Annotated in this window: 20 protein-coding genes; 12 read left to right on the top strand and 8 right to left on the bottom strand. The window is 70.7% G+C overall.

Going from position 1 to position 22,235, the window contains the following annotated elements; translation table 11 throughout:
• Window positions 1-20: 20 nt before the first annotated feature.
• A complete protein-coding gene (locus ACWGQ1_RS16645; protein WP_452313391.1) occupies window positions 21-1,496 on the bottom strand; it encodes a DHA2 family efflux MFS transporter permease subunit in 1,476 nt (491 codons plus the stop codon).
• 167 nt (window positions 1,497-1,663) lie between these two features.
• On the opposite strand from ACWGQ1_RS16645, the gene ACWGQ1_RS16640 reads away from it, so the two are divergent.
• Window positions 1,664-3,760, top strand: a complete 2,097-nt coding sequence (locus ACWGQ1_RS16640; RefSeq protein ID WP_247982862.1) for an ABC transporter ATP-binding protein — start codon at window positions 1,664-1,666, stop codon at window positions 3,758-3,760.
• A gap of 17 nt (window positions 3,761-3,777) precedes the next feature.
• Here the strand turns inward: ACWGQ1_RS16640 and ACWGQ1_RS16635 are convergent, their stop codons facing one another.
• The 7 genes from ACWGQ1_RS16635 to ACWGQ1_RS16605 are packed head-to-tail and all read right to left on the bottom strand — an operon-like array spanning window position 3,778 to window position 11,109.
• Window positions 3,778-4,551, bottom strand: coding sequence for an SDR family NAD(P)-dependent oxidoreductase (locus tag ACWGQ1_RS16635; protein WP_247638562.1), 774 nt, complete (start codon window positions 4,549-4,551; stop codon window positions 3,778-3,780).
• Between the two features lie 25 nt (window positions 4,552-4,576).
• Complete coding sequence (locus tag ACWGQ1_RS16630) at window positions 4,577-5,521, bottom strand: glycosyltransferase (protein WP_452313390.1); 945 nt, start codon at window positions 5,519-5,521, stop codon at window positions 4,577-4,579.
• A 22-nt stretch (window positions 5,522-5,543) separates the two neighbouring features.
• Entirely contained in the window at window positions 5,544-6,680 is a 1,137-nt protein-coding gene (locus tag ACWGQ1_RS16625; protein ID WP_452313389.1) for an aminotransferase class V-fold PLP-dependent enzyme, read from the bottom strand.
• Between the two features lie 4 nt (window positions 6,681-6,684).
• Window positions 6,685-7,536, bottom strand: a complete 852-nt coding sequence (gene nadC / locus ACWGQ1_RS16620) for a carboxylating nicotinate-nucleotide diphosphorylase (RefSeq protein ID WP_136044274.1) — start codon at window positions 7,534-7,536, stop codon at window positions 6,685-6,687.
• Window positions 7,536-9,065, bottom strand: a complete 1,530-nt coding sequence (nadB, locus tag ACWGQ1_RS16615) for an L-aspartate oxidase (protein WP_452313388.1) — start codon at window positions 9,063-9,065, stop codon at window positions 7,536-7,538. Before nadB ends, nadC begins: the two co-directional genes overlap by 1 nt.
• The gene (gene nadA, locus ACWGQ1_RS16610; protein WP_452313387.1) at window positions 9,062-10,396 is read right to left on the bottom strand and encodes a quinolinate synthase NadA; all 1,335 of its coding nucleotides are present in this window, start codon (window positions 10,394-10,396) and stop codon (window positions 9,062-9,064) included. The genes nadB and nadA overlap by 4 nt, the downstream gene beginning before the upstream one ends.
• Window positions 10,393-11,109, bottom strand: coding sequence for an NUDIX hydrolase (locus tag ACWGQ1_RS16605; RefSeq protein ID WP_136028551.1), 717 nt, complete (start codon window positions 11,107-11,109; stop codon window positions 10,393-10,395). The genes nadA and ACWGQ1_RS16605 overlap by 4 nt, the downstream gene beginning before the upstream one ends.
• Before the next feature lie 267 nt (window positions 11,110-11,376).
• Here ACWGQ1_RS16605 and ACWGQ1_RS16600 point away from each other — a divergent pair, with 267 nt between their 5' ends.
• The 11 genes from ACWGQ1_RS16600 to ACWGQ1_RS16550 all read left to right on the top strand — a co-directional run bounded on the left by ACWGQ1_RS16600 (window position 11,377) and on the right by ACWGQ1_RS16550 (window position 22,097).
• Complete coding sequence (locus ACWGQ1_RS16600; RefSeq protein WP_136028552.1) at window positions 11,377-13,068, top strand: ABC transporter substrate-binding protein; 1,692 nt, start codon at window positions 11,377-11,379, stop codon at window positions 13,066-13,068.
• A 43-nt stretch (window positions 13,069-13,111) separates the two neighbouring features.
• Window positions 13,112-14,107, top strand: a complete 996-nt coding sequence (locus tag ACWGQ1_RS16595) for an ABC transporter permease (protein ID WP_136028553.1) — start codon at window positions 13,112-13,114, stop codon at window positions 14,105-14,107.
• The gene (locus ACWGQ1_RS16590) at window positions 14,100-15,080 is read left to right on the top strand and encodes an ABC transporter permease subunit (RefSeq protein WP_452313386.1); all 981 of its coding nucleotides are present in this window, start codon (window positions 14,100-14,102) and stop codon (window positions 15,078-15,080) included. Before ACWGQ1_RS16595 ends, ACWGQ1_RS16590 begins: the two co-directional genes overlap by 8 nt.
• A complete protein-coding gene (locus tag ACWGQ1_RS16585; protein ID WP_247981451.1) occupies window positions 15,077-15,928 on the top strand; it encodes an ABC transporter ATP-binding protein in 852 nt (283 codons plus the stop codon). The genes ACWGQ1_RS16590 and ACWGQ1_RS16585 overlap by 4 nt, the downstream gene beginning before the upstream one ends.
• Entirely contained in the window at window positions 15,925-16,785 is an 861-nt protein-coding gene (locus ACWGQ1_RS16580; protein ID WP_452313385.1) for an ATP-binding cassette domain-containing protein, read from the top strand. The genes ACWGQ1_RS16585 and ACWGQ1_RS16580 overlap by 4 nt, the downstream gene beginning before the upstream one ends.
• 401 nt (window positions 16,786-17,186) lie before the next feature.
• Window positions 17,187-18,416: a YcaO-like family protein gene (locus tag ACWGQ1_RS16575; RefSeq protein ID WP_452313384.1), complete on the top strand. Its 1,230-nt coding sequence runs from the start codon at window positions 17,187-17,189 to the stop codon at window positions 18,414-18,416.
• A complete protein-coding gene (locus ACWGQ1_RS16570; RefSeq protein ID WP_136028625.1) occupies window positions 18,395-18,877 on the top strand; it encodes a hypothetical protein in 483 nt (160 codons plus the stop codon). The genes ACWGQ1_RS16575 and ACWGQ1_RS16570 overlap by 22 nt, the downstream gene beginning before the upstream one ends.
• The gene (locus ACWGQ1_RS16565; RefSeq protein ID WP_452313383.1) at window positions 18,861-20,282 is read left to right on the top strand and encodes a hypothetical protein; all 1,422 of its coding nucleotides are present in this window, start codon (window positions 18,861-18,863) and stop codon (window positions 20,280-20,282) included. Before ACWGQ1_RS16570 ends, ACWGQ1_RS16565 begins: the two co-directional genes overlap by 17 nt.
• On the top strand, window positions 20,279-20,815 hold the full coding sequence (locus tag ACWGQ1_RS16560; protein WP_452313382.1) for a nitroreductase family protein: 537 nt from the start codon (window positions 20,279-20,281) through the stop codon (window positions 20,813-20,815). Before ACWGQ1_RS16565 ends, ACWGQ1_RS16560 begins: the two co-directional genes overlap by 4 nt.
• Window positions 20,812-21,888: a glycosyltransferase gene (locus ACWGQ1_RS16555; RefSeq protein WP_452313381.1), complete on the top strand. Its 1,077-nt coding sequence runs from the start codon at window positions 20,812-20,814 to the stop codon at window positions 21,886-21,888. The genes ACWGQ1_RS16560 and ACWGQ1_RS16555 overlap by 4 nt, the downstream gene beginning before the upstream one ends.
• Window positions 21,885-22,097: a hypothetical protein gene (locus ACWGQ1_RS16550; RefSeq protein ID WP_452313380.1), complete on the top strand. Its 213-nt coding sequence runs from the start codon at window positions 21,885-21,887 to the stop codon at window positions 22,095-22,097. Before ACWGQ1_RS16555 ends, ACWGQ1_RS16550 begins: the two co-directional genes overlap by 4 nt.
• Window positions 22,098-22,235: the final 138 nt, after the last annotated feature.

Genomic DNA, 22,235 nt, shown 5'->3' with positions numbered 1-22,235 from the left:
GCCGTCACACCCGAGCGGTGTCAGTGGCCCCCGTGGCCGGCGCCACCGGCATCGTCGGCGGGCTTGCGAACGAACGGGCTGAGCGCCACCGCCGCGAGCGAGATGATCGCCGCGATGAGGAACGCCATGCGTGCACCGGGTGCCCCCGCGACCGCCCGCGACAGACCCTCGTCTTCTCCCGCGTGCAGGATCGCCGAGTACGTGACCGTGAGCAGCGCGACTCCGGCCGCACCGCCCACCTGCTGCAGCGTGTTGAGGACGGCCGAGCCGTGCGAGTACAGCGACCGGTGCAGCGAGCCCAGCGACGAGGAGAACAGCGGGGTGAACGACATCGCGAGTCCGACCGACATGGCCGCCTGCACGATGATGAGCAGCCACCACACGGTGTGCTCGCCCACGGTGGAGTAGAAGAACAGCGCCGCCGAGACCAGGATCGTGCCGGGGATGAGCAGCGGGCGCGTGCCCTTCGCGTCGTACACGCGGCCCATGACCGGACCGAGCAGGCCCATCAGGACGGAACCCGGGAGCAGGATCAGCCCCGACTCCAGCGCCGTGAGACCCGCCACGTTCTGCAGGTACTGCGGGAGCAGCGTGAGCGTGCCGAACATCGACAGCGCCAGGATGGTCATGATGATCACCGCGAGCGAGAAGTTGCCGACGCGGAACACCCGGAGGTCGAGCAGGGCGTCGTCCACGCGCTGCAGCACCAGCTGACGCCACACGAACAGCGCGAGCGACACGGCGCCGACCGACAGCGCGATCACGCCCGCCGTGCCGCCCGAGCCGCCCTCGCCGCCGAACTGGCTGAGTCCGAACACGATGCCGCCGAAGCCGAGCGCCGCGAGCGGGATCGACAGCACGTCGAGCGGAGCCTTGCGGGTCTCGCCCAGGTTCGTCATCCACTTCACGCCCATGCCGAGCGACACGAGGGCGATGGGCAGCACGATCGCGAACAGCGCCCGCCAGTTGAACGCATCGAGCACGGCGCCGGCGAGCGTCGGGCCGATGGCGGGGGCGAGCGAGATCACGAGGCCGACCCGGCCCATCATGCGGCCGCGCGACTGCGGCGGCACGACGTTCATGATCGTCGTCATCAGCAGCGGCATCATGATGCCGGTGCCCGCGGCCTGGATCACCCGGCCGACCAGCAGCACCGAGAAGCCGGGCGCGACCAGCGCGACCAGGGTGCCCAGCGAGAAGGCCGTCATCGCGGCGATGAAGACCTGACGGGTCGTGAAGCGCTGCAGGATGAAGCCGGTCGTCGGGATGACGACCGCCATGGTGAGCATGAAGGCGCTCGTGAGCCACTGCCCGAGCTCGGGCGGGATGCCCAGGTCGGTGTTGAGGTGCGGGATCGCGATCCCCATCGTGGTCTCGTTGAGGATGGCGACGAAGGCCGCGACGAGCAGGAGCCAGATCACGCGCATGTCGCGGCGGGGGATCTCACCGCTCTGTGCGGGAGGCGTCGAGATGGAGCCGGTATCGACGGCAGACATGGGCGGCCTCCAGGGCATCGAGGGGGAAGGAAGGCGCGAGAGTTCGCAGGAGTCACTCAGCGTAACGGGTGCCGCGGACATTTCATTCCGATCCCTGCGATATCCGCTCAGGGCGGAGATCCGCGGGCGGCGACGTCGGCGCCCGTGGGTACGCTTGCGCCATGAGCATGGGCGGTATGGGCGGCGGGCCACGGGCCGGGTTCCGCGGGGTCGACGAGGAGGCCCAGCGCCGCCAGAACGCCGAGGCTCCGCGCATCGAGGGCCTGGGCAGCCGCGTGGTCGCGCTGTTCAGCGCCTACCGGTGGCGCATCCTCGTGACGGGCGTGCTGGTGGTCGTGGGAGCGGGCATCGCGGTCATCCCGCCGTTGCTGGTGCAGCGCATCTTCGACGACGCACTCTTCCCGGTCGACGGCGGCGGCCCTCACCTGCAGCTGCTGGCCTGGCTCGTGGGCGCGATGGTCGCCCTGTTCCTGCTCTCGGCCGGACTCGGCGTCGTGCAGACGTGGCTCACCGCGACCGTCGGCAACAGCGTCACGGGCGACCTGCGGGTGCGCCTTTTCGAGCACCTGCAGGCGATGGAGCTCGGGTTCTTCACCCGTACCAAGACCGGGGTCATCCAGTCGCGCCTGCAGAACGACGTCGGCGGGGTGTCCGGCGTGCTCACCAACACCGTCACGAGCATCCTCGGCAATGCCGTCACCGTGATCGCCTCGCTCGTCGCGATGATCCTGATCGACTGGCGTCTCACCCTGATCGCGGTCGTGCTGATGCCGTTCCTCGTGCTCGTCCAGCGCCGCGTCGGCCAGGTGCGGGCGCGCATCGCGGGGGAGACGCAGGAGTCGCTGTCGGAGCTCACGTCGATCACGCAGGAGACGCTGAGCGTGTCGGGCATGCTGCTCTCCAAGGCGTTCAACCGGCAGCGCACCGAGTCGGAGCGCTACCAGGCGGAGAACCGCAACCAGGTGGTCCTCCAGGTGCGCCGCGCGATGAGCGGTCAGGGCTTCTTCGCGGTCGTGCAGGTGATCATGGCCAGCGTCCCCGCCGTCATCTATCTCGTGTCCGGGTTCTTCATCGCGGGCGGCACCGGTGCCATCACCGCCGGCACCATCGTGGCGTTCACGACCGTGCAGGCCCGGCTGCTCATGCCGCTGATGGGGCTCATGCGCGTCTCGCTCGACCTGCAGACGTCGTCCGCGCTGTTCGCGCGCATCTTCGAGTACCTCGACCTGGTGCCCGAGATCACCGACGCGCCCGACGCGATCACGGTCGACCGGGCGCCGGGGCCGCGCGGTCGCGTGGAGTTCGCCGACGTGGTGTTCCGCTACCCGGATGCCGCGCCCGACGCCCGACCCACGCTGCACGGCGTGTCGTTCGTGGCGGAGCCGGGGCAGCACGTGGCGTTCGTCGGGCCGTCCGGGGCGGGCAAGACCACGATCATCTACCTCGCACCGCGCCTGTACGAAGCCACGGAGGGCACCGTCCTGTTCGCCGGCGCCGACGTGCGCACGCTGCGGCAGGAGTCGATCATCGACGACGTGGGCATCGTGTCGCAGGAGACCTACCTCTTCCATGCGACCATCCGCGAGAACCTCCTGTACGCCAAGCCGGACGCGACCGAGCAGGAGCTGATCGCCGCCTGCACCGCGGCCAACATCCACCACATCATCAGCGGGTTCGAGAAGGGCTACGACACCGTGGTCGGCGAACGCGGCTACCGGTTGTCCGGCGGGGAGAAGCAGCGGATCGCGATCGCGCGCGTCCTGCTCAAGGACCCGCCGGTGCTGCTGCTCGACGAGGCGACCTCGGCGCTCGACACCGTGTCGGAACGCGTCGTGCAGGAGGCGCTGGACGAGGCGGCGAAGGGACGCACGACTCTCTCGATCGCGCACCGGCTGTCCACAGTCATGGGCGCCGACGTGATCCACGTGATCGATGCGGGCCGCATCGTCGAGTCCGGCACGCACGCCGAGCTGCTGGCGCAGGGCGGGCTCTACGCCGAGCTCGCGGCGCAGCAGGTGGCGGCCTCGCGCGTGCTCACCGTCGAGGCGGAGATCGAGGAAGACGACGCGGGGGAGCCCGCGACCGGAGGCGTGCGGGCGGCGCTCGACGCCCGCCGTGCCGACCGCGCACCGGACGACGCGGCTGCAGCGGACGCCGTCACCGCACTCGCGACCGCGGCTCCGCTGATCACGCCGTCCGCACCGGCGGCGGCCACCGGGGTCACGACGCCCGACCCCGACGAGTCCGCCCTCCCCGAGGCCTGAGCGCCAGGGCGGCGGCGTCAGTGCACGGACAGGCCGCCGTCGACGAACAGCGAGTGCCCGGTGACGTAGGCCGAGCCCGCACCGGCGAGGAACACCGCGGCGCCCGCGAAGTCGCTCGGCAGTCCGTTGCGTCCGATCATGGTGCGCGCGGCGAGGGCCGCGATGGTGTCGGGGTCCTGCTGCAGCCGGGCGTTCAGCGGGGTGAGCACGAACCCGGGCACCAGGGTGTTGCTCGTGACCCCGGTGCCCCCCCAGGCCTCGGCTTCGGAGCGCATGAGCGACTCGACCGCGCCCTTCGACGCGCCGTACACGCCGCTGCCCACGAAAGCCCGGTGCGCCTGCTGCGAGCTGATGTGGATGAGCCGTCCGTAGCCGCGGGACGCCATGCCCCTCGCGTACCGCTGGCCGAGCAGGAACGGCGCCAGCGCGTTGACCGTCATGGTCGCGTCCCAGTCGTCCTGCGTGATCTCGGCGTAGGGCGGCCGGAGGTTGATGCCCGCCGAGTTCACCAGGATGTCCGGCTCGCCGAACGGCTCCGCGGCCGCGGCGGCTGCGGCGTGGATGCCGTCGCGCGTGCCCAGGTCGCCGACGACCCCGGCCGCGCGGGCGCCGTGACCGCGCAGCTCCTCGACGGTCTCGCGGATGCGCTCCTCGCCACGGGCGACGATCACGGTCGCGGCGCCCGCGCGGGCGAGTGCGGTGGCGATGCCGCGGCCGATGCCGGAGCTGCCGCCGGTCACCACGGCCGTGCGACCGTCGAGCGAGAACAGCGAGTCGAGGTAGGCGTTCATACGGTCGGCCTTTCAGGGGTCGGGCTCACCAGTCCAGGGCGTCGGCGAGCGCGGGATCGGGAGCGGCGTCGGCGAACTCCGGCAGCGCCCGCAGCTCGGCCAGGAAGGCCTGCACCTCGGCGTCGTACGCCGGGTCGGGGTGCGTACGGGCGATGTCGAGCAGGGGAGGGACGTCCATCGCCAGGATGAGGTCGAGGCGGGCGGTGACGGCGGCGTGCTCCCCGGCGGCGTGCAGCACCGCGATGCCGCCGCGGAGGGCCGTGAGGTAGTCGCGGAGCACGGGGAGCTGGGCCTTGCTCTGCGTGATCGACGTGCCGTCGGCCCTGACCCGCCACTCGACGACGACGTCGGGGATGACGTCGAACGCCCCGGCGCGGGTGTACAGGGTCTGCGCGACGACCTGGTCCTCGTAGGCGACGCCCTCGGGGAAGCGGAGGTCGGTCCACAGCGGCGTCCTGCTCACCTTCGACCACGCGACGATGTTCGACGCGGCCGCGGGGTGCTCGCCGAGCGTGGTGGCGCGTCGCTCGGGGGCGGTGGCGGCGGCGACCCACGGCTGCACGCGTCCCGCGACGTAGCGGTCGCCCTGCCACCGCGACCGCACGTACGCGCCGGCGGCGAGGTCGCTTCCGGTCTCCTCGAGCGTGCCGAGCAGTCGGGCGAGCGCCGTGGGGCGCAGTTCGTCGTCCGCGTCGAGGAACCCGGTGTACGGGGTGTCCACGAGCGAGAGTCCCACGTTGCGCGCGGCACCGAGGCCGCGGGAGGCGGCGTGACGCATCGACGTGAACCGCGGATCCGCGGCCGCGGCGGCGTCGAAGATCGCGCCCGTGTCGTCGGTCGAGCCGTCGTCGATGAGGATGGCACGCCAGCGTCGCTCGGTCTGCGCGCGCAGCGAGTCGAGCGCGGCGGGGGCGAAGGCGGCGATGTCGCGTCCTGGCACGACCAGGGTCACGAGCGGGGCGTCGGTCACCAGCCGAGTCTAGAGCCGCAGCTCATCCGCGGACGGCGTCCACCGAGGCGGCGACGAGGGCGGCGAGGCGCTCCGGCGCGTCGTCCGGGAGGGGGGTGCGCCCGAACGTGAAGCGCACCGAGGTCTGGGCGACCGCGGGGTCGACGCCGCACGCGAGCAGCACGTGCGACGGCTCGTCGCTGCCCGCCGCGCACGCGGAGCCGCTGGACGAGATGACGCCGCGCCGCTCCAGCTCCAGCAGCACCGCCTCGCCGCTCACCCCCGCGATCGTGAAGCTGGCCGTGGCGGGCAGACGGCGCACGGGGTCGCCCGTGAGCGCCGCCTCCGGCACCCGCCGCAGCACCTCGGCGATGAAGCGTCCGGTCGCGGCGCCGATCCGCGCCCCCGCGACCTCGCGTTCCCGTTCGGCGAGGTCGAGCGCGGTCGCCAGGCCCACGGCGCCCGCGACGTCGGCGGTGCCCGAGCGGCGCCCGCGCTCCTGTCCGCCGCCGTGCAGCAGCGGCTCCAGGGGCAGGCGGCCACGCACCGCGAGCGCGCCCGTGCCCTTGGGGGCGCCCAGCTTGTGCCCGGCGATCGACACCGCGTCGGCGCCGAGGTCGCGCAGCGGCAGCCAGCCCGCCGACTGCACGGCGTCGAGGTGCAGCGGCACTCCCCGCGCACGGGCGACCGCGGCAAGGGCCTCGACGTCCTGCACCGTGCCGATCTCGTTGTTCGCGTGCCCCAGCGCGACCAGTGCCGTGTCATCGCGGAGCGCGGCGGCGAGGGCCTCGGTGGTGACGCGGCCGTCCGGCCCCACGTCGAGCGCCGTCACCTCCACGTCGTGGAACCGCGCGAGGAACGCGGCCGACTCCAGGATCGACTCGTGCTCGATCGGCGACACCACGACGTGCCGGCGCCCCGAGCTCAGCGCGCCGAGCACCAGTCCCTTCACCGCGAGGTTGTTCGCCTCGGTGCCGCCGCTGGTGAACACGACGTCGCCGCGGCGCATCCCGAGCACGTGCGCGACCCTGGCCCTGGCGTCCTCGAGGGCCTCCGCCGCCGCCTCTCCCGCGGTGTGGTGGCTGGCGGGGTTGCCGTACACCGTCGTGAGGTACGGCTGCATCGCGGCCAGCACCTCCGGGCGGACGGGTGAGGTGGCGGCGTGGTCGAGGTACAGCACGGCGTCAGTCGATCCGCAGATCCAGGCCGAGATCGAGCGCGCGGGCCGAGTGGGTGAGCGCCCCGACGGAGATGACGTCCACTCCCGTGCGGGCGATCGCGGCCACGGTGTCGAGGTCGACGCCGCCCGAAGCCTCCGCGGTCGCGCGACCGTCGATCAGCGCGACACCGGCGCGCAGCTCGTCCGGGGTGAAGTTGTCCAGCAGCACCGTGTGCGCGCCGCCGTCGAGCACCGCGGGGATCTGGTCGAGCCGGTCGACCTCGACCACGACGTGCGCGGTGTGCGGCAGTCGCGCCACGGCCTCGCGCAGCGCCGACGCCAGGTCGAGACCGCTGCGCTGCAGCACCGCGAGGTGGTTGTCCTTCGCCATGACCGCGTCGGACAGGGAGAAGCGGTGGTTGCGGCCACCCCCGCAGGCGACGGCGTGGCGCTCGAACGCCCGGAGCCCCGGGGTGGTCTTCCTGGTGTCGGCGATGCGGGCGCGCGTGCCCTCGACCGCCGCGACGTACGCGGCGGTGAGGGTCGCGATGCCCGACATGCGCTGCGTGAAGTTCAGCGCCACCCGCTCGGCGGTCAGCAGGCTGCGGGCGGCTCCGGTCACGGTCGCGAGCACGTCACCCGCAGCGAACGCGTCGCCCTCGCCCACGTGCAGGTCCACGGTGACCTCCGGGTCGGTGAGGGTGAAGGCGGCGGCGAACACCTCTCCGCCGCTGAACACCCCGGGCTCGCGGGCGACGAGGTCGGCGGTCGCGGTGGCGTCGGCGGGCAGCAGCGTCGCACTGGTCAGGTCGCCCCACGGGGCGTCCTCCTCGAGGGCGGCGCCGACCACGCGGGTGAGGGTGGCACGGGTGAGCATCAGACGGTCTCCAGGATCGGGGGACGGGCGGTGGCGGGGGCGGCGGGCTCCGCGTCCGCGCGGTGGTGGGCGCCGACCGAGATGCGGCGCGCCAGGGCAGCGGCGGCCGTGGCCTCCGCGACGTGCAGCAGGTGGGCGTCCTCGTGGTCGCGCGCGCTCTGCGGCGGCTGCTGCGCGATGATCCAGCCGCGGATGGTGCCGAGGGCGCGCTCGAGTCCCCGCGCTGTGCGGTGGAGTCCGACCTCGTCCCACATCAGCTGCTGCAGGGCGCGGCGCGCGAACGGCGGGGTGCCGGTGGTCGCCGCCGGCTCCGGGGCGGGCGTCGCGGTCGCCCGCGGCGTCGTGGGGCCGGGGTGGACGCCGGTGGGCCAGGGAGCGGCGAGGGCCGCAGCCGCCCGTGCGCCGAACACCGCACCCTCCAGGAGGGAGTTCGACGCGAGGCGGTTGGCGCCGTGCACCCCGGTGCGGGCCACCTCGCCCACCGCGTAGAGCCCGCGGATCGTGGTGCGTCCGTCGAGGTCGGTCACGACGCCGCCCATCAGGTAGTGCGCGGCCGGGGTCACCGGGAGCGGCTCGCGAGACCAGTCGAAGCCCCGCTCGCGGGTGACACGGTCGATCGTGGGGAAGCGGCGCGCGAGGGTCGCAGCTCCGAGCATCGTGGCGTCGAGGCGCACCGGCACGTCCTGTCGCGCGGCCTGTGCGGCGATCGCCCGCGCGACCACGTCCCGCGGCGCCAGCTCGCCGTCGGGGTGGCTGTCGAAGACGAACCGCCGTCCGTCGGCGTCGAGCAGCACCGCCCCTTCGCCGCGCACGGCCTCCGAGATGAGGAACGCCGGGCCGCTCGCGAGCACGGTGGGGTGGAACTGCACGAACTCCAGGTCGGCGACCGCGGCCCCCGCGGCCAGGGCCACGGCGATCCCGTCGCCCGTGACCCCGGCGGGGTTGGTGGTGTGGGCGTACAGCTGTCCGTCGCCCCCGGTCGCGAGGATCACGGCGTCGGCGGTCCGCACGGTGGGGTGGCCGTCGTGGAGCAGCTCCACGCCGCGCACGGTACCGTCCGCCACGGTGAGCCCGGTGAGCATCGCCCGTTCGACCGGGGCGATCCCCGCCCGGCGCACGGCCGCGGTGAGGGCGGTCGCGATGGCGGCACCCGTGGCGTCTCCGCCCGCGTGGAGGATGCGCGCGTGGCTGTGCGCCGCCTCCCTCCCGCGCTGGAGGCTGCCGTCGGCGGCGCGGTCGAACGCGACGCCCCGGGCGATGAGCTCCGCGATGCGGGCGGAGCTCGCGGCCACGAGCGTCTCGACGGCGGGGCGGTCGCCGAGTCCGGCTCCGGCGGTGAGGGTGTCGTCCGCGTGCGCGGCCGGGGAGTCGTCCGGCCCGTAGCCGCCCGCGATCCCGCCCTGCGCGAGCGGTGTGCAGCCCTCGCCGACCTCGCCCTTCGTCACGAGCGTCACGGTGTGGCCCGCCTCGTGCGCGTGCAGGGCCGCGGTCATGCCCGCGATGCCCGCTCCGACGACGACGACGTTCATCGCGTGCCGGCTGCCGGGGGCTTGGCGGCGAGCATGCGCTCGAGGGCGGCCCTGGCCGGTTCCGCGACGTCCTGGGCCACCGTGATCCGGTTGGGCGTGCGTCCCGCGACCAGCTCCTCCAGCGTCCAGGCGAGGTAGCCGGGGTGGATGCGGTACATGGTCGAGCAGGGGCACACCACGGGGTCGAGGCAGAAGATCCGGTGCTGCGGGTACTGCGCGGCGAGGCGGCGCACGAGGTTGATCTCGGTGCCGATCGCGAACGTCGTCGGCGTGGTGGCCTCGTCGATCGCGCGGCGGATGTACTCGGTCGATCCGGCCTCGTCGGCGGCGTCCACCACCTCCATCGGACACTCTGGGTGGACGATCACGCGCACGCCGGGGTGCTCGGCGCGGGCCTGGTCGATCTGCGCGACCGTGAAGCGGCGGTGCACGGAGCAGAAGCCGTGCCACAGGATGACGCGCGCGTCGCTGAGCTCGTCGGGCGTGGAGCCGCCCAGCGCTCGCCGCGGGTTCCACAGCGGCATGCGCTCCAGCGGCACGCCCATGGCCTTGGCGGTGTTGCGGCCGAGGTGCTGGTCGGGGAAGAACAGCACGCGCTGTCCGCGCGCGAACGCCCATTCGAGCACGGTGTGCGCGTTGGAGGAGGTGCAGACGATGCCGCCGTGTCGCCCGACGAAGCCCTTGATCGCGGCGGACGAGTTCATGTAGGTGACGGGGATCACGGGCACGCGGCCCTCCGCGTCCGGCGTGTCGAGGTCGCCCAGCACGTCGGCGAGCTGCTCCCAGCACTCCTCGACCTGGTCGATGTCGGCCATGTCCGCCATCGAGCATCCGGCGGCGAGGTTCGGCAGGATGACGGACTGCTCGGGGCGCGACAGGAGGTCGGCGGTCTCGGCCATGAAGTGCACACCGCAGAACACGATCGCCTCCGCGTCGGTCCGGCCCTTGGCGGCCGTGGCGAGCTGGAAGGAGTCGCCCACGTAGTCGGCGTGCGTGACGACCTCTTCGCGCTGGTAGAAGTGCCCGAGGATCACCACGCGGTCGCCCAGGGTCGCCTTGGCGGCACGGATGCGGTCGTGGAGCTCGGCCTCCGGTGCCTCGCGGTATTCGGCGGGCAGTTCGCCCTGGCGGGGAGCGCCGGTGGGGATCACATCGCCCATGGACGACCCCGGGCCGTAGCCCGGGCGGATGTCGAAGTCCCAGGGGCCGGCCGCGAGGTCGGTGGTGCAGGTGGTCTCGGTCGACGCGCCGGTGACGATCGCCTGGATCGCGTGGTCGACCGAGGCGTCCTCGGGCAGGACGGCGGGAGTCGGGACGGCGGTGATGCTCATCGGGTGCTCGTTTCTTCGGGGCCGAGGGGGCCGCGGTCGGCCAGCTCGACATCGGTGTTGTCGCGGTACAGGCGGGCGGGACGGTGGCTTCCGGTGCGGAACCGGTCGGTGGGCAGGAGGTTGCCGGCGGCCTCCACCTGACGGCGGAAGTTCGCGGGGTCGAGCTGGCGGCCGAGGATCGACTCGTACGCCTCGCGGAGCTCGGCGAGCGTGAACTCCTCGGGCAGGAAGCCCTGTGCGACGCGGCTGTAGCCGACCTTGTTGCGCAGGCGCCACAGGGCGTACTCGATGATCTTGGCGTGGTCGAACGCCAGTGCGGGGAGCTCGTCGACCTCGAACCACTGCACGTTCTCCGGCGCGCGTCCGCTGGCGCGGTGGGCGGCGATCTGGGCTTCGACGTCGTCCTGTCGCAGCAGCGCCCAGTACACGATCGAGACGACGCGCGTGGGGGAGCGGTCGACGGCGCCGAACGCGTAGAGCTGCTCGAGGTAGCTGGGCGCGAGGCCCGTGGTCTCCGCGAGCGTGCGGGCGGCGGCGTCGACCGGGGATTCCTCGGCGGTGAGCCAGCCGCCGGGGAGCGCCCACTGCTGCGCGAACGGCTCGCGCGTGCGGAGCACGAGGGGGAGGGCGAGCACGGCGCGGCCGTCGTCGGTGCGCCGCAGCGTCAGGATCACGGTCGAGACGGCGACGCGGATGGGCTGGCTTCGAGTCATAGGCACCTTAACCTCCGTGAACGATCTTAGTGTCATAGCGACCCTTAGGGCGACTCCATGACGCCGTGGGTCCAGCGAGTCCGAAACGTTATCTGCGGGAGGGAATAGGGCTTGTCCGGCCTGAAGGGGTTTGTTAGGGTACTGTCCTAACAAACCCCTTCGAGGTGACGTCCGTCTCCTCCTCCCGGGTTTCCCGTGAACCCCGGCCGGGGTTCGGCTCCATCCGGAGAATCCCTCCTGCAGTGCAGCACCGAGAGGAAATGAAGAATGATCCGTAAGGGAAAGCGCGGTATCGCGCTCACGGCGGTCGCGGGGGCCTCGGTCCTCGCGCTGGGACTCACCGCCTGCGGTGGCGGGGGAGGCGAAGGCGGCAACGCCGACGGCGACCGCGCCCTCCGCGTCTGGGCCGGCAGCCAGACGCCGATCACCGCGAACTACAACCCGTTCGCCCCGACCGTGCTCCACGGCGCGCTCGGCCCGATCTACGAGCCGCTCTTCTTCTACAACAAGACGAAGGACTCCGAGCCCGTCGGCCTGATCGGTGACTCGTTCGAGTACAACGAGGACGGCACGCAGATCACGGTCAAGATCAAGCCCGACCTCAAGTGGAGCGACGGCGAGCCGCTCACCGCCGATGACGTGGTCTTCTCGTTCATGTACGAGGCGAACAACCCCGAGGGCAACGGCCTCACCTCGGCCGAGGCCACCGACGACACGACCGTGGTGCTCACCTACTCGATCCCGCAGTACACCACCGAGTTCCAGCGCATGGGCTCGACCTACGTGCTCCCCGCTCACATCTGGTCGGAGATCGACGACTTCGCGAACTTCACGAACGAGGACCCCGTGGGCTCCGGTGCCTACGTCGTCGACAAGACGACAAGCGAGTCGTACACGCTGGTCGCCAACGAGAACTTCCGCGACGCCGACGAGCTCGGGGTGAAGAAGGTCCAGTACATCGCTGTCGACAACAACCAGACCGCGCAGGACCTGCTGGCCGCCGGCGAGCTCGACTGGGCCGGCATGTTCATCCCCAACCCGGACGACGTGACCGGCAACGGCAAGATCGAGTGGATCAACACGCCGCAGGACCCGACGGTGCTGTACACGTGCTCGAACGCCGAGCTCGGCTGCACCGGTCCCCAGACCGACGTCGCCGTGCGCCAGGCGCTCAACGTCGCGATCGACCGCGCCACCATCAAGGACAAGGCGTTCGTCGGGCTCACCGGCGACATCTCGCCCGCGTACACGCTGCTGCCGCGCGACGAGAAGTGGCTCGCCGACCCGGCGAACGAGGTCAGCCCGCAGGAGGCCGACGCCGCCGAGGCCGGCTCGATCCTGGAGGCCGCCGGCTACACGAAGGGATCCTCGGGCATCTACGAGAAGGGCGGCGTGCCGATCGAGCTCAACCTGATCTCGGTCGACGGCTGGACCGATTATAACGATGCCGCGAAGCTCATCGCGGAGCAGGCGGAGAAGGCAGGCATCAAGATCACGCCCTCCACCGTGCAATGGCAGGAATTCTCCGACGCGCGTCAGGGCGGCGGATTCCAGCTCATCGTCGGCGGTGTCATCGGCACTTCGGTCGCTGATCCGTTCCAGATCTACCGTGACTGGTTCGGTGGTACCGCGGTCGGCTCCACGGGACCGGTCGGCGCGGAGATCCCGCCCACCCGCTGGAACTTCAGCCGCTACGACAACCCCGTCGTTGACCAGGCCGTGCAGACGGCGATCGCAACGAACGACGAGGCCGAGCGGAAGGCGCTCTACGCCACCATCCAGACGGAGATCGTCCGCGACCTTCCGTACATCCCGCTGGTCGTCAACGCCACCCAGACCTTCTACAACACGAAGGACTTCACGGGCTGGCCGACGGAGGAGGATCTCTACGCCTTCCCGCCGTCCTGGGGTGCGATTGCGGCCGGCTACGTGCTGACGCAGCTGAAGCCGGCGAAGTAGGCGAGAGGAGTCAGGGGAAGCGGGAAGTCAGGAGCACTGTGACATGAAGTTCTATGCACGAAGAATCGGGTTCTACGCATTCACGCTGTGGGCCGCGATCTCCCTCAACTTCCTGCTTCCCCGGCTCATGCCGGGGAATCCGGCCGACATCATGATCGCCAAGATGCAGCGGGCGGGCGGCGAGGTCTCCGAGACCACGATCCGCAACATCCGCCTGCTGCTCGGCGGCGACGACTCCTCACTCTGGGAGCAGTACCTCGACTATTGGGGTCGCATCTTCACTGGCGATCTCGGCACCTCGGTCACCGACTTCCCGAAGCCGGTCGTCGAGCTGATCGCCGAGGCGCTGCCGTGGACGCTCATCCTGGTGGGCCTGTCGACCCTGATCTCCTTCGTGCTCGGCATCATCCTCGGTGCGTGGGCGGGGTGGAAGCGCGGCACCTGGGTCGACCACGTCATCCCCGCCACCACGGTCCTCCAGTCGATCCCGTACTTCTGGCTGGCTCTGATCCTGGTCGCGGTGTTCGCCGTCGGGCTCGGCTGGTTCCCCATCTTCGGAGGCTACGACGTCTTCGACTTCCCTTACGGCCCCGAGCCGACGTGGGCCTTCTTCACGGACGCCCTGTCGCATGCGGTGCTCCCCGCCCTCACGATCGTGATCAGCTCGGTCGGCGGGTGGATGTTCGGGATGCGCAACATGATGGTGTCCACCCTCGCCGAGGACTACGTCCTGACCGCGGAGGCGAAGGGGCTGCGTCCACGGAGGATCCTCACCGCCTATGCCGCCCGGAACGCCGCGATCCCGTCGATCGCCGGGTTCTCGATCACGCTCGGCTTCGTCGTCGCCGGTGCCATCGTGATGGAGCAGGTCTTCACCTATCCGGGCATCGGCAAGCTCATGTTCCAGGCGGTCACCGCCAACGACTACGCGCTCATGCAGGGCCTGTTCCTGGTGATCACCGTGACCGTGCTCGCCGCCAACTTCCTCATGGACCTCGTCTATGGCTTCATCGACCCGAGGGCTCGCCAGAATGTCTGACACGAAGAACCCGCTCCTCGTCGAGGAGACGCCCGCCGTCGCCCCCGAGGGCACGCTCGCCGTGGCCACCCAGCGGCAGGATCGCCCACGGCGCCGCATCCTTCCCCGCACATCGCCCAAGTTCATCGTCGGCGCCGTCCTGGTGCTCGCGATCGTGCTGTTCGCGATCATCGCGCCGATCTTCTCGCAGAACCCCCGCAGCACCGACAACCCGGCGCTCCAGCCGCCCTCGCCGGAGCACTGGCTCGGCACGACCAAGCTGGGCAACGACATGTTCGCGCAGCTGGCGATCGGAGCGCAGGGGTCGCTGCTGGTGGGCGTCACTGCGGGCGGCATCGCGATCGTGCTCTCCCTCTTCTTCGGTGTGCTGGCCGGGTACCTCGGCGGCTGGCGCGAGGATGTGCTGGCGCTGCTCACCAATGTGATGATCGTGATCCCGGGCCTTCCCCTCGTGATGGTGATCGCCTCGTTCGTCCCGCAGCGCAGCTGGCAGATGGTCGCCTTCGTGCTCGGCATCACGGCCTGGGCAGGTGCCGCCTACGTCCTCCGGCTGCAGACGCGATCCCTGCGGACGAGAGACTACGTGTACGCCTCGAAGGTGGCGGGGGAGCGCTCGTTCCGCGTGATCCTCGTCGAGATCATGCCGAACCTGCTGCCGCTGCTGACAGCTCAGTTCCTGTTCGCGATCATCTTCGCGATCCTCGGCGAGGCGGGGCTCTCCTACCTCGGTCTCGGCCCGAACTCTTCGATCACCTGGGGGTCGATCCTGAACGATGCGCAGTCGGGGCAGGCTCTCGGGCGTGGCGCGTGGTGGTGGTTCGTGCCCCCGGGCCTCATGATCGCGGTGCTCGGCGCCGGACTCGCCCTCATCAACTTCGCCATCGACGAGGTCATCAATCCCAAGCTGCGCAACGCGCCCGATGCGGCTCGCCGTGTGCGCAAAGCCGCCAAAGTGAAAGGGGTCTCCGCATGAACGAGGCGGTGCTGTCGGCGAGGAATGTGTCGATCGAGTATGAGGTGGATCCGCCGGTCAAGGCTGTCCGTGATGTGTCGCTGACGCTGCATCGCGGGGAGATCCTGGGGTTGGCGGGGGAGTCGGGGTGTGGGAAGACGACGCTCGCGTATGGGATGAATCGGTTGTTGAAGGCTCCGGCGTTGATGACCCAGGGCGAGATCGTGTTCCATGACCGGGATGGTCATGACATCGATGTGGTGGGCCTGGATGGGGAGGGGTTGCGGGCGTTCCGGTGGGACAAGATCTCGATGGTGTTCCAGGGGGCGATGAACTCGCTCAACCCGGTGATCAGTGTGAGGGCGCAGATCTTCGACATCTTCGACACGCACCGTCCGGGGATGAGTAAGAGGGCGAAGCGGGAGCGGGCGGAGGAGCTGCTGACGCTGGTGGGGGTGGATCCGAACCGCCTGACGAGTTTCCCGCACGAGCTGTCGGGCGGCATGCGGCAGCGGATGATGATCGCGATGGCGTTGGCGCTCGATCCGCAGGTGATGATCATGGATGAGCCCACCACGGCGTTGGATGTGGTGGTGCAGCGGGGCATCATCCGGGAGATCATGCGGTTGCGGGAGAGGCTCGGGTTCGCGGTGATCTTCATCACGCATGACCTGCCGATGCTGATCGAGATCAGTGATCGGATCGCAGTGATGCTGCAGGGGCGGATCGTGGAGCAGGGCACGGCGGAGGAGATCTACCGGACCCCGCAGCACGAGTACACGAAACGGCTGCTGTCGAGTTTCCCGTCGTTGACCGGCGAACGGGGCGATTTCGTCCGCACGGGTATGAGCCAGGAGGGCATCCGATGAGCGCCATCGCCGACACCACCACCGCGACCGGCACCCTGGAGGCGCGGAATCTGGTGAAGGACTTCACCCTGCGCTCCGGGTTCCGCACGAGTGTGTTGCATGCGGTGAAGGATGTGTCGTTCACGATCGAGGCGGGGAAGACGGTCGCGCTGGTGGGGGAGTCGGGGTCGGGGAAGTCGACGATCGCGCGGATGCTGATGAAGCTGGAGACGCCCACCTCCGGGTCCATCCTGTTGGACAGCAGGGAGACCGGCACCCGGGGTCGGGGGTTGGAGCGGTACCGGTCGGATGTGCAGATGGTGTTCCAGGACCCGTTCGCGTCGTTGAACCCGTTCCACACGATCGTGCATCACCTGGAGCGTCCGATCCGCCTGCACCACCCGAAACTGTCCGGGACGGCGGTACGGGCGCGGGCGATCGAGCTGCTCGAACGGGTCCGGCTGACCCCGGGGGAGAGCTTCGCCGAGCGCCGCCCGCACGAGCTGTCCGGCGGGCAGCGGCAGCGGGTCGCGATCGCGAGGGCGCTGGCCCCGGGGGCGCGGTTCATCGTCGCCGACGAGCCGGTGAGCATGTTGGACGTGTCGATCCGGCTCGGGGTCCTGAACCTGCTGGCCGAGCTGCAGCGGGAAGAGAACCTGGGCGTGCTGTACATCACCCACGACCTCGCCACAGCCCGCCACTTCTCCGATGAGATCATGGTGCTCTACAAGGGCGACGTCGTCGAACGCGGACCCGCCGACCAGGTCATCCTCCACCCGCAGCACGACTACACCCGCACCCTCCTCGGTGCCGCCCCCGAGCCGGAGAACCTCGGCCGTCTTCGCGATGAGGTGCGTGCGGAGCTCGCGGGACGCTGACGCCGCCCAGGAGGGCGAGCACACTTTCTTCGCGTTTCGCGACGCATTTCTCTGGACATTTCGGAGTGGTGTCCGAAAATGTCGCCTTTCGCCATTGTAGACGGCGTGCGAATGCGCGAACGCGACGATGCTGTCGCGGTCCGCCCGTGCCGATACGTGCGCGCGGGCGTGACGCGAAAAGGTCGCTGATCTGCGAGATATTGATCGGCCTGCTTGCGCGTCGATCCGTTGACAAGTGGTGCCAGCCGATATATGGTCGCTCGTACCGATAAGCGTGACTGTATTATCGGCCCCCTGACGGATAAACATCGAAACGCACGGTAGATATGTCTCGAAGAAGAGAAGCGCCATTTGCAGAATTGCAAGCCGAGGAACAATTCTCGGATGCTCTGCGGGCGGCAGTGGGCCCCTATTCCGCGATCGGCAGCATGCAGGACAACAGCCACACGTGGCAGTTCGGATCCGGGCACTGCATCTTCTCCTCGATCGGCAGCGGCTTCGCCGGGCGGTCGACCGCTCGGAGCCGCTTCGTGTTCTGCGGGGGCATCGACGATCACCGCGAGACCGCCGAGATCAAGGCCTTCGCGGAGGCTGTGGAGCGCTACCTCGGGCGTGAGCTGCCCGGGGACACGGTGGTGGTCGCACCGGCCGCCGAGCTCGACCATCCGCACCTCGATCTCGCCTCCGTCGCCGAGTGCAGTCCGGCCGAGCTCGCGCACCCGGACTGCCCGCTGGAACCGGTGAACCCGCACGCACCTGTGACCTGGATCCTCGGCGAGGACCTCGTCCGCGGCGGGGCCGCGTACCTCCCGAGGATCATGGTCACCTACCGCGACCACGGTCGGAACCCTCACGACCGGTTCTGGTTCCCGATCTCCACCGGCCATGCCGTGCACGCCACTCGCGAGCAGGCCCTCTTCGGCGCCGCGTCGGAGGTGATCGAGCGTGACATGATCGCCCTGACCTGGCTCCAGCGACTGCCTCTGCCCCGGATCAGGACGGCCTCGCTCGGCGGCGATGTCCGGGCGCGGATCGAGAGCATGACGGAGCAGTTCTTCGACATCGAGGTGTACGACCTCCGCAACGAGTACGGCGTCCCCGCGGTGTACGTGCTGCTCGCGGCCCCCTTCGACCCCGCCGTCCGTACGATCGTCAGCGCGGGCACGGGGCTGACCTTCGATGTCGCGGTGACGAAGGCGCTGACCGAGGCGTTCACCTGTTACACGGCCGCCCAGCTCGGCACACCGGCGGAGGATTCGCTGGGATTCGGCGCCTCGGTGTGCGGAGCGCCCGCCAATGACCACGTCTTCGACTTCCTCCGCCGCGGCACGGTCGAGATCGAGGCGCCGACGGCACCCTTCGCCGCAGATGCGCAGGCCGCCCTGCGCCGGATCCTCGACACCGCCGCCTCGCGCGGCCACGCGGTGTACGCGCAGTGCCGCGACACGGACTGGACCCGCCAGCTCGGTCTGCACGCCTACGCCGTGGTGATCCCCGAGCTCATGCCCTTCACCCCGCATCGCCACGCGCAGTATCGGCGGCATCCGCGCCTCTACCAGGCCCCGGCCGACCTCGGTCACCCCGTGCACCCGGAAGAGGAGTTGAACACATGGCCGCAGCCGTTCGCCTAGAGCCGTCGACGCCCGATCCCGAACTCGACCTGATGCGCCGTGCCTTCCAGGGGCTCGCGCGCGACGCGGGGGTGGTGGGAGAGCTCGCCATCGCGCGCCGCTCGACCGAGGGCTTGTGCATCGAGGGCAGCACTCCGGTGGTGCCGGTCCTGCTGGACGGTCGAGGGGTCCTGGTGGGCCCGGTGCGGCGCGGTGCCCCCGGCTGCCCCTGCTGCGCGATCGCGCGCCGGACCCAGCACGGTCTGGGTAGCGGTCTCGTGGGGCCCGATCACGTGCTCGTGGCGCGCGGGCGCACGATGACCGCCGCCACGGCCTGGCTCGTGGCGCTGCAGGCGCTGGTCCTGCTGCAGACCCCGGAGGACGGGCGGCCGGCGCTCCGCGAGGTGGATCCGCGGACCGCGACCGTGCGTTCGTGGCGGCTGATCCCGGATGAGGAGTGCCACTGTGCCGTCGACCACTGACACCACGTCGATTCCCGTGCGCACCGGCGTGGAGGTGTGGAGTGCTCCCGACGGCGAGGTCTCCGTCGCGCTCGGCCAGATCGTCCGCGTCGTGACGCCGCTGCGCTCCGAGCAGAGCGCGGGGGATGCAGACCTGCGTCGCGGACTCGGACGGCTCGATCTTCTCGCCGCTCCCTGCCGGGAGTGCGGGCACGTGCATGAGACGTGGGCCGAGCTCGGGGGCGCCGCTCGTCGTGTGTCCGCGCACACCCGATCCCTGATCAGCGAAGCGTCCGCGGCGCGGACGAACTCCGCCGACCTCGCGACGCACCTGCAGGAGCAACTGGGCGATCTGGTCGCCTCGCGGGTCGACGTGACAGTCGGGATCGAGGGTGCCTCGGTCGGCGACGTGCTGTTCGTGGAGGTGGACGAGGACAGTCCGCTGCCACCGCTGCCCGAGGAGACGCTGGTCGTGATGTTCCGCGCGTCGGACGAGGCGATCGTGTGCGCAGCCCCGACGGCCCTCCGCGCCGCGCCCTGCACTGACTGCGTCGGCGCAGGACTGCGCGGCCTGACCGGCGCGTCGCGGATCAGCCGAGACGCGCGGGCGCCGCTGGTCGCCGCCGCCGTCGTCACGATGCTCCAGCGGCTCGAGCTCGGCGCGGTCGCCAACGGCTCGGCGCTCCGGCTCGACCTCGCCACCGGGCTCCTCGAGCACGAGGTGCTTCGTGCGCGTCTGGACTGTCGGCGCTGCCGCGGGGCGGACGAGGGGTCTCCGTTCCCGGCGCTCGCGTACGAGGAGCGGATCGCCTCGCCCTATCGCTTCGCCGTGGAGGGTCTCCTGTCCCCGCCCCTGCCGAGCACGGAGGATGCGCCCCCGTCGTCACCGCAGCGGCCGCGCATCCGGGTGAAGGGGGGAGCCGTCGAGGACTCTCCGGCGTACCCCTCCTCGGTGCGGCCGGCGGCTCTCGCGGGTCTCGTGGCGATCGCGGGCGACCTGTTCGGGGACACCGGGGGAGTGCATCGTGGCGTGCCCAGCGCCGGCGGATTGCGGGCGACCGGGTGCTACGTGGCATCCGTTGTGGACGGCCTCTGCCACACCTTCGCGTTTGAAGGACGGGAGGGTCGCACGGGTCTGGCCCAGGTGCGCACCCCCTTCGTCCTGGACGCGCCCGACGGCGTGGCCCTGATCGCCGTGACCGACATCGATGCTCTGCTGCCCAAGTACGCCGGCAACGCCCCGCGCCTCGCGGCGCTCGAACTGGGCATGTGCCTCGCACTGCTGCAGGAGGCGGTCGGAGCCTCACACACCGGCATCCGGTTCGAGGGCCTCGGCCGATGGGAGGACGCCGTCGCGGCTCTGCCCCGGCGCCGCCTGTCGGCGGCCGTGTTCGTGGCGTCGGATGCCGGGGGTGAGCACGCATGAGCGCCAAGGAGGACTTCTTCGCGTTCGTCGAGACGGCGGGCGAGCCATACACCCGAGTGGTGTCGGCTCCGGAGCCGCGCCCGGGGGCACGGGAACCGTGGCCACCGCGACGCAGCGTGCGCACCTGGAGGAGCCACGTCGACCTCGCGCCGATCGAGCGGGCCATCGCCGCGCTCCCGCCCTTCTCCGGTCCGCTCCGCCCGGACGTGCATGCGGTCCTGGTCTCGCCCGATGCCGACCCGGCGCTGCACCGACGGTTCGGCGACGTCTACGGTGCGGCCCCGGCCTACGTCTGCTTCGCGATGGACACGCCCGCCTTCGGTCGGCTCACGGAGGACGAGTACGTCGATCTGCACGTCGCGCTGGGGCACGCGGCGCAACTGCTGTGGCTCTCGCTCCTGCGCGTCGGGCTGGGCTGCGTGCCGTACGGGCGGGTAGAGGGCGGGCGCCGATACGATCTCGCGCCGTCCGGGCTTCGGCCCCTGTTCACTCTCGCGGTCGGCGTCCCCAGCGAAGGGGCGACGCAGGGATGATCATCACCGTCTTCTGCCGCGGCCACGGATTCGGGCACGCCTCGCGCAGTCTGCGGCTCGTGGCGGCACTGCAGCGTCGGGGCCACAAGGTCGACGTGGTCAGCTACGGATACGGTGCGGAGTACTTCCGGATGATGGGCGTCGAATGCGTGGACGCCGGCATCGTGGATCGGCGCGACTTCGCCCCGGAAGCGGTGGCAGCGCTCGCCGGCCTCCTGCCGGGGCTCGCAGGGTCCGAGCTGTTCGTGGTCGATGAGCTGCACTATCTTCCGCCGGTGATCCGCGAGCATACTGCGGCGCCCATCGTGATGCTGACCGATTGGCTCTTCGCCGAACGGGATCTCGGCGTCGACACCGTCTTGTATCCGGCCCGCCGCACCCTCGTAGTGGACTTCGCGGAGGCGCATCCGCTCGACCCGTACACCGCCTCGCGGGTGGAGTTCGTCGGCCCGGTGGCACCGCCGCTCCTCGAAAGGCGACGGGCCCCGGCCGCCGTCGCTGACGCGACCGGGCGACGGATCGTCATGACACTGGGAGGAAGCACGTCGAACCCGGCGTCGCTGCGGATGCTGAAGAGCCTGGTGCCGCAGGTGCTCGAGTGGGCGCGTGGTGACGATGAACTGCTGATACTCGGCGACGACCCGACCGCGGGGGCGCTGACCGATCGCCGGGTCCGGTGGCTCGGCCGTCGCCCCGATGCCGCAGAGATCCTGGCCGGCGCCGATCTGGCGGTGTGCAACGGCAACGGGATGACGACGTGCGAGCTGGCGTACCTGGGTGTACCGACCATCGCCTCCCTCGCGCCGGTGTACGGCGAGGTGCACGATCCCGTGTCGGTCCGGCGCACCGCGCTGCTCGCCCGGTACGCGCCCTTCGCCGTGACCGGACCCGAGGCGACGGAAGGGGACTTCGCGCGTCTAGCCGAGCGGGTGCTCGGCGCCGGCGACGACGCACGGCTCGCGGAGCTGCGATCCGCCTACATCTCTCCCGACGCGCTCGGCGACCTGGTCCTCGAGGACCGGAGTCGTGGGGCGTTCATGGATGAACGGAGGAAAGGGGGTGAGAAGGTATGAGCATTGTCGACATCGAGGCCCCGAGCAGGGCCGCGGGGCCCGCCGGTGACGCGGCCGATTTCGAGTCGCTGCTCGGCGCGCTGATCGAGGCGACCGAGGAGGAGAACATCGATATCTCCGGCTGCATCGCCTGTGGAGGATGCATGTCCTGTGTGGCGCCGGGCAACTGCTGCGCGCTGCCGTGTAACTGCAACGACCCCCGGCACTGAGCCGGGACGCATGAGGGGTGGGGGCCGGGGGAACCGGAGGGGACACTTCCCCACACCCAAAGGGAGGAGGCGGAGCCGTCTGCCCTCATCCTTCGTTCTCTTTTTCTTTCTGGGGGGTGCCACCACCCGCTCACGAGA

The organism is Microbacterium sp. NPDC055599, from assembly GCF_053618975.1.
Note: the sequence above shows the minus strand (reverse complement) of the source record. Positions and strands in the feature narration are given on the sequence as shown.